This is a genomic window from Mucilaginibacter sp. P5_A4 (genome assembly GCF_056400605.1).
Genome location: NZ_JBFUKX010000091.1, coordinates 1 through 7,514 on the forward strand (window position 1 = coordinate 1; position 7,514 = coordinate 7,514).

Below are 7,514 nucleotides of genomic sequence, written 5' to 3' on the forward strand. Positions count from 1 at the left end.
CGTTTATGACCGGACAAGGATTAAGATGAAAGGGTATGTAGCAGTACAAAAAAAACTATTGGTAATGATGTATTACTTGTGGAAGAAAAACGAAAAATACGACGCCAAATTCGATCACACTAAAAAAATAATAGCCCCGGCAATGCCTGGGGCTACACTTGATGAACATCTAAAAGAAGCTCTCATTAAACAACAAAATTAATCTAATTTTTATGAAAATTTATTTGTTTTCTAAGACAGTACCTATCCGTTTATACGCCTGCAAGGCCTTAAGCGCAAGGCCGGTATTCACTGCTATCCCTATTGCGGACTGTTGTAGAAGTATGAAGCAACCTGCATTGTTAGGTGTTCCTGTTTGTAAAAAGCACCAATTCCATAAACACCTCCCTCAATACAACACAACCACATACCCCGACTTTACCGGGCTGCCATCTTTCAAATCGATAATGTAATAGTAGGTACCTGCGGGTAGCAGCTTATTTTTATAGGTACCGTTCCAGGGCTGCTGGTAGCCGATGGTGGAAAAAAGCCGCTGGCCGTAGCGGTTAAATACGTTTACAGTACAGGTGGTAAACTGGTCGAGGTACTGAATGTTCCATACATCGTTAACACCATCGTGATTAGGGGTAATGGCATTGGGGATCACGATATTGGCAGGCAACACCTTTACTGTTAGGCTATCGATGGCGGTACAGGTATTTTGGGACTGCACCAGCAGCGTATATTTTGTTGTTGCCGTTGGGGTGGCCGTGGGCCTAAGTATGCCGGGGTTATCAAGGCCGGTGGCTGGGCTCCATTGCATGCTCAGGATATCGCCGCTCACTGTGGCGTTTAGTTGGGTTTGGTCACCCTGGTGTATAGTTACATCAGGGCCGGCATCAACTGTGGCTTGCGGCAAAAGGGTTACGGTTAGGGCGTTGCTGGTTGCTGTTGGTGTTGTAACGCAGTGAAGATTGGGAGTCATGTGGCAGGTTACCACATCACCATTAACCAGCGAACCGGTAGTAAAGGTGAGGCTGTTGGTACCGGCGTTTGTGCCATTTACCAGCCACTGGTAAGTGGGCTCTTTGCCTGTGTTGATGGCCGAGGCTATAAAGGTAATAGACGTACCGGGGCATACATTGTTTACTGATTGGCTGATGCTTACCGAGGGCACCAGCGGAATGGTCGTGCTTACATTGATACTACTGCTGCTACAACTTGCCACGCCGTTGGTGGCAATTACAGTATAAGTAGTTGGCTGTGATGGGTAAACGGTTATTTCGGGCGTGGTTTCGCCGGTTGACCATTTTAAACCCAATGGCGTTTTTTCGACAGTGGCTCCAAGGATAAAAATGCGCTGGCCATTGCCGCCGTGGTCGTTAATAACAATGCTATCGATGCGGGTTGGGCTTGGCATCTGGATGCGTACATTATCCAGCCGGTTTTGCCTGTTGGGAGATAGCCAGGCATTTATAGTGCTTACGTTATTGATTTGGTTGGTGAACTGGGCGGCGTTATAGTCGCGGATGTCCTGGTCGCCTATCAGGTCTTTTTTGTACACTTCGCTGCCGTTTGCCCAAAAGCTTACGCTCACATAGGACGCGGGCCCGGGTACACCATAATAGGTATTGGCCAGCAGGTTGATGGCCACAACGCCATCTTCATTTACGGGGATGAACAATTTGCGCGGATCGGGACCGGTGGCATTGGTGGCGTTCCATCCGGTATAGGTATTGCTCCAGGGGTACAGGATGAACGGTATGCCGTTAAAAGTGACGTTGCCCGTTGGGCAATTTACAAACTGCAGGCCAAAGGTGTTGGTGGAGATGTTGAAGTTAAACTGGTTCGAAAAATCGACCGTTTTATATTTGGCATAAGCGGCGCCGGTAACATCGGCCTGCAGCAGCAGCCCGCTATTGGGGCAAATGGCGGTATCATGCTGCACAATGGATGGCGGCGACAGGATAGTGACGGTAAGCATGTTGCTGTTAACAGTTTCGCCGCCGCCCGAAGCCGTCATACGGCACATCACCATATCGCCATCAGCAAGCGAAGTACTTGTAAAAGTATTTTGGTTAACACCGGCACCAACGCCATTCACCAGCCATTGAAAAACAGGCGAAGCACCACCATTAACAGCTACCGCGGTAAACTTAATTGACTCCCCTTTACATGCGCTTGTTGGCGATGAACTGATGGTTACCAGCGGCGTATTCGCGTTTGTTGCAAAACACAGGTTAGCAAACAGCAATAAGCCCACAATAAAATAATATTTTGCGCTAAACAGTTGCCTGGCGGGTTTTGATAATAATAAAGGGTTCATGAACGGCGGCCCGAAAGTTACGATAAAATTTGAGATGTAAGATTTGAGATTCCGGGAGAAAGAAATCGTACATGGCTCCGTCTTTTTTTTGCAGGTAAAACAAAAAAGGTCCCGCCAAATGGCAAAACCTTTTTAAATATAAATGAAGCAATCGATTTATTTAACTACCGAAAACTTGAATAATGATTGTGTTTTGTAAACCTCACCCGGCTTCAACTCCGTTGAAGGGAATTGCGGCTGGTTTGGCGAATCGGGATAATGCTGTGTTTCTAATGCAAATGAGGTACGGAACTCATCTTTTATACCGCGTTTCATCACGTTTTTTGCCTGCATAAAATTACCGCTATAAAACTGAATGCCAGGTTCTTCGGTATAAACTTCCATTTTAATACCGCTTTTATCGCCTATAACGGTAGCTATCGGCATGGTGATATCATGTTTGTTTAATACGTAGTTATGATCATAACCTTTGCCGTTTTTTAGCTGTTCATTATCATCATCTATCCTTTTGCCAATGGTTTCGGGCGTGGTAAAATCAAAGGGGGTGCCTTTTACCGGTTCTATTTTACCTGTAGGGATCAATCCTGCATCAACCGGGATATAGTTATCGGCATCAACCTGCAGCAAATGGTTCAATATGGTACCGCTGCCTTCGCCGTTCAGGTTAAAAAACGCGTGGTTAGTTAGGTTAACAATGGTATTTTTATCGGTTTGGGCTTCGTAAACGCATTTAAATTCGTTATTATCAGTTAAGCTATAAATAACTTTTATAGTTAGGTTACCTGGGTAACCCTCTTCCATATCTTTCGATAGATAACTTAACTCCAGGGTAGTTGAATCAATCAGTTTGGCATCCCATATCACTTCCTGGTAACCCTGCTTACCACCATGCAATGTATTGGGCGGATTATTTATAGATGATTGGTATTCTATGCCATCTAATTTAAATTTCCCTTTGGCAATACGGTTGCCATAGCGGCCAATGGTAGCCCCGTAATAACGTTCGGTTGAATTTACAAAACCATCTACACTGTCAAACCCTAAAACAACATCGGTGAGTTTGCCGGTTTTATCGGGCACTAATAAACTAACAATACGGCCACCGTAATTGGTGAATGTGGCAGTTATTCCATTCTTGTTTTTAAGGGTATATAAATTAGTTTGTTTCCCATCGATTTTTTTTTCAAATGCATCAGCAGGAGTTTTGGTACTATCCGTCATATCGGTTGTTTTTTTTGATTGATGGTTGATTACAGGCTGCCAAAGATATGCAGGCAGGCAACATTATTGATGATAGATTTTTAAATAAATAATTCAAACGCAGCTTTTTTTACAATTAGTTTAAAATAGGTATTTTTTGCTTATCCCTTAACTTTATAAAGCGCTTCGCTTAAATTTCTTAACCTTTCGGCGGCGTACTCAGCTGTAATATCACGCTGCGGGTTTGCCAGCATCTCGTAACCAACCATAAATTTTTTAACCGTTGCCGATCGTAGTAAAGGCGGATAAAAATGCATGTGCCAATGCCAGTATGGGTGTTCGCCCATATTAACCGGTGCCTGGTGCATCCCTGCAGAGTATGGGAACGAGGTTTCAAACAGGTTATCGTACCGCACTGTTAATCTTTTTATAGCATCAGCAAGGGCGTTTTTTTCATCATCAGTAAAATAAACTATGCTGGTAACGTGCCTTTTGCTTACTATCATGGTTTCATAGGGCCAAACCGCCCAAAATGGCACTAATACAACAAAATGCTCATTTTCAAAAACAATACGTTCCCGGCGTTTAAGTTCCAGGGCTATATAATCGCCAAGCAGGCTTCGGCCCTTTTGTTCAAAATGAGCTTTTTGCTGCTGGGTTTCTTTAGCTACCTCAACCGGGATACTGTTTTGCGCCCAGATTTGCCCATGAGGATGCGGATTGCTGCAGCCCATAATATCGCCCTTGTTTTCAAATATCTGTATATGTTTTATCCATGGAAACGATGAAAGGTTCTCAAATTCGGATTGCCATACATCAACAACTTTCCTGATCTCGCCGGTTTCCATTTGCGGTAAAGTGAGGTCGTGCCTTGGCGAAAAGCTGATAACCCTGCAAATCCCCCTCTGGCTGTTGGCTACCAATAATTCATCATCATCCAAGCCGCCATCGGGGGTGTTCAGCAACAATGATGAGTAGTCGTTTGTAAAAACAAAGCTTGCTTTGTAATCAGGATTCTCGCTCCCATCGGCCCTTTTATTGGTGGGGCAAAGGTAGCATTGCGGGTCGTATTGCGGCCTTTCATCGGCTTGCGTGGCCTCCACCTTACCCTGCCACGGACGTTTTGTACGGTGCGGAGATACCAGGATCCAATCGCCTGTTAAAATATTTAAACGACTGTGCGGATGCTCTTTAAGATCAAAATTATTAGTCTCCATTATGTTATTTATACAGATTTTATTGGCTTATGGCAATTGGTTATTGCTTTTGATTTTTCAAAAGTAGAAAAATAAATGTAAATGTTACATTTAAAATAAAAAAGTTTAGCTTCCTCTAAACCGCCCGCTGAAAGGGAAACTTATAAAATCAATAATAAGAGAATAAATCTATCAAAAAAAAGCGGCGAACTGTGAAGTCCGCCGCTCTAAATCAGGTTTTAGTGAATGTTTATTTAGCCACAACAGCTTTTTTCTTTACTGCGGTAGCCGTTTTTTTGTTTTAGTTGCAGCTGATTTTTTTGCTTTTTCAACTTCGGCTTTTGCATTGGTATTAATGGCTTTTGCCTGGGTTTTGGCTTTGGCTTTTACATCGGCCGCGGCTTTTTTTGCCGTTGCAGTTTCGCTCCGGGCTTTAGTGGTAATTGCCTTAGCTTTTTCGTTAGCTTTGGCTTTTATATCAGCAGCAGTAGCTTTTGCTTTATCGGCACTTGTCGCAGCCTTTTTGGTAAYTACCGTTTTTGCAGAAGTAGCCTTTTGGGTGGTTACTTTATCTTTTAGCGTTTCAAATTTATCTTCGGCGGCTTCTTTTACGTCTTCGGCAGTGTCGTTAGTGCTATCCCACAGTCCTTCAATAGCCTCTTTAACCTTTTCAAAAAATCCTTTTTCTTCAGGTTTAGTTGCGTTAGTACTCATGCTGTTTACAGGTAATTGGTAAATATTAATTTATTATTTAATTATAACCGTTATAATTAAATTTTGTTTTTACTGCAAGTTTACAAATGGTACTTTAACCCGCCTATACTGTAATAACAACTGTTTAAATTATAAACCGTAAATTTGCCGGCTATATTTAAGATATGAAGTTTCCGAAATTTGCCGACCTGATACTATTTGAGAATGATGATGTGATTGTAGTTAACAAGCCACCTTTTTTAAGTTCGCTTGATGAACGCGAAGGCGGCGAGGTAAATTTACTCAGGCTGGCTAAGGGTTATTGGGACGATGCCCAGATTTGCCATCGTTTGGATAAGGAAACCTCCGGCGCGCTTATCATCGCCAAAAACCCTGAAGCTTACCGCATGGTTAGCATGCAGTTTGAAAAACGCCAGGTAAAAAAAGTATACCATGCCGTTATCGATGGCACCCATACATTTGAAAATTTACTGATAGATTTGCCCATATTAAATGTTGGTAAGGGTAATGTAACCATTAGCAGGCAGGAGGGTAAACGTGCCGAAACCTGGTTCCAGTCATTGAAATACTTTAAGCACTATACCCTGGTGGAATGCCGCCCGGTAACCGGCCGTATGCACCAGATAAGAATACACCTGGCAACCCAAAGGGCATCTATAGCCGGCGATGAAATGTATAAGGGCGAGCCTGTTTTTTTATCAAAAATAAAAAGGAAATACCATTTAGGGAAAGATCAGGAAGAACTGCCTATCATGAAACGCTTTGCATTGCACGCTTATGAGGTAACATTCAAAATTAGCCCTGAGACAGAGGTCACTATACATGCCCCCTATCCCAAGGATTTTGAAACGCTGCTGAAACTATTAGAAAAATTTGATAGTTAGTTTCATTATTATTTTAGCAGCATACGTAGTAGCCGTTACTATTGAGTAGTGGTATCTTTCGCAGCAACTACTCTTTGAGTGGTTGTGTCTTTTTTACTACTAACAGCCAATTCTTTTTTGGTGGTGTTTTTAGACGATACAGGGGTTGCATTGTCTTTTTTACAGGAAAAATAGCCTGTGGCAATAATTGCCATACATAAAAACGTAATTTTTTTCATAATTTTAAAACGGATAGTACTTACTACAATAGTAATTAAAATAAATACCCCAATCAAATAATGCTTACAAAACAGATAAACATATGAATAATCTTAACTCACCAATCGGTAATATTTCATTATAATTAACCTAATAAGTTTGTTTAACCTGATTTTGAGCAGCATACATAGTAATGAATGTTAATTAATACATGCTTCCTCACAAACAAATCGATATACATTGACCCCGTAAACAGGATTAAAATATTGCTGTAAATGCTTGATAACACAAGTTTGACTTTATTTTTAGCAAGCATATTTTTATTCTAAATTACCTGCACTTTGAAAACACTTCGCTTTATTATATTAATTTTATTAATTTGCTCACTAACAACCAGTTATGCGGAAACCAGCGCAAAAAAAGATAGCCTGGTTGATTATATTTTACTGAAAGATCAGCAGAAACGTGAAAACAAAGTAATCAGGTATATCAAGTTATTTTTTCAAAACGCACCTTTAAACCAGCTTGTTGCAAAAAAAAAGGCAATAACCGATACCTTTGTGAGGTATAATTTGGCACAGAAGGAGTCTATTTTATACTTCATGGAAAGTATATATCAAAGACGGCTTGAAAGGCTCCAGGAATCACAAAATGCTTTGGTAAAAGCTATTGACGAGGCACACAAAAGCAGCGATCATCTACTTCTTTTTGATTATTTTACCCATCTTGCATTTGTACAAACCGACGAAGGAAACTCTATTGGAGCAGTATCCAGTTATGGATTAGCAAAAAACGAGGTTAAAAATCTAAATGACCCATATTTAGAGGCAGTGCTAAATGTTAACATATCTGATATATATTATAAAAGCGGCTTATATAGCCAGTCCCTATCCTATCTTAATCAGGCTCAGCACATAATTGATGAAAATAAAATTATTCGCCTTAATCTTTTAAGTCTCATTACTTATAATAAGGCCGAAAATTATTTCAGGACCAAAAACTACGATTCTTTAAAGG

At 41.2% G+C, this 7,514-nt stretch carries 7 protein-coding genes and 1 pseudogene; 3 read left to right on the plus strand and 5 right to left on the minus strand.

Annotated features, from left to right (window positions below):
• Nucleotides 1–202 (plus strand): annotated as a pseudogene (locus AC1DQW_RS26935) (hypothetical protein); the annotation flags it as partial.
• A 186-nt stretch (nucleotides 203–388) separates the two neighbouring features.
• Here the strand turns inward: AC1DQW_RS26935 and AC1DQW_RS26940 are convergent.
• The 4 genes from AC1DQW_RS26940 to AC1DQW_RS26955 all read right to left on the minus strand — a co-directional run bounded on the left by AC1DQW_RS26940 (nucleotide 389) and on the right by AC1DQW_RS26955 (nucleotide 5,415).
• Nucleotides 389–2,305, minus strand: coding sequence for a gliding motility-associated C-terminal domain-containing protein (locus tag AC1DQW_RS26940; RefSeq protein WP_477456883.1), 1,917 nt, complete (start codon nucleotides 2,303–2,305; stop codon nucleotides 389–391).
• Nucleotides 2,306–2,461: 156 nt separating this feature from the next.
• Nucleotides 2,462–3,526 carry an aldose epimerase family protein gene (locus AC1DQW_RS26945; RefSeq protein WP_477456884.1) on the minus strand — a complete coding sequence of 355 codons (1,065 nt, stop codon included), beginning with the start codon at nucleotides 3,524–3,526 and terminating at the stop codon, nucleotides 2,462–2,464.
• Between the two features lie 140 nt (nucleotides 3,527–3,666).
• Entirely contained in the window at nucleotides 3,667–4,722 is a 1,056-nt protein-coding gene (locus AC1DQW_RS26950) for a UDP-glucose--hexose-1-phosphate uridylyltransferase (RefSeq protein WP_477456885.1), read from the minus strand.
• A gap of 255 nt (nucleotides 4,723–4,977) precedes the next feature.
• Nucleotides 4,978–5,415, minus strand: coding sequence for a hypothetical protein (locus AC1DQW_RS26955; protein ID WP_477456886.1), 438 nt, complete (start codon nucleotides 5,413–5,415; stop codon nucleotides 4,978–4,980).
• Nucleotides 5,416–5,579: 164 nt separating this feature from the next.
• Between AC1DQW_RS26955 and AC1DQW_RS26960 the strand changes: the two genes are divergently transcribed.
• Nucleotides 5,580–6,299, plus strand: a complete 720-nt coding sequence (locus AC1DQW_RS26960; protein WP_477456887.1) for an RluA family pseudouridine synthase — start codon at nucleotides 5,580–5,582, stop codon at nucleotides 6,297–6,299.
• 38 nt (nucleotides 6,300–6,337) lie between these two features.
• Here AC1DQW_RS26960 and AC1DQW_RS26965 read toward each other — a convergent pair whose 3' ends face one another.
• Entirely contained in the window at nucleotides 6,338–6,517 is a 180-nt protein-coding gene (locus AC1DQW_RS26965; RefSeq protein WP_477456888.1) for a hypothetical protein, read from the minus strand.
• A gap of 321 nt (nucleotides 6,518–6,838) precedes the next feature.
• Here AC1DQW_RS26965 and AC1DQW_RS26970 point away from each other — a divergent pair.
• On the plus strand, nucleotides 6,839–7,514 hold a 676-nt coding region (locus AC1DQW_RS26970), incomplete at its 3' end, for a hypothetical protein (RefSeq protein ID WP_477456889.1).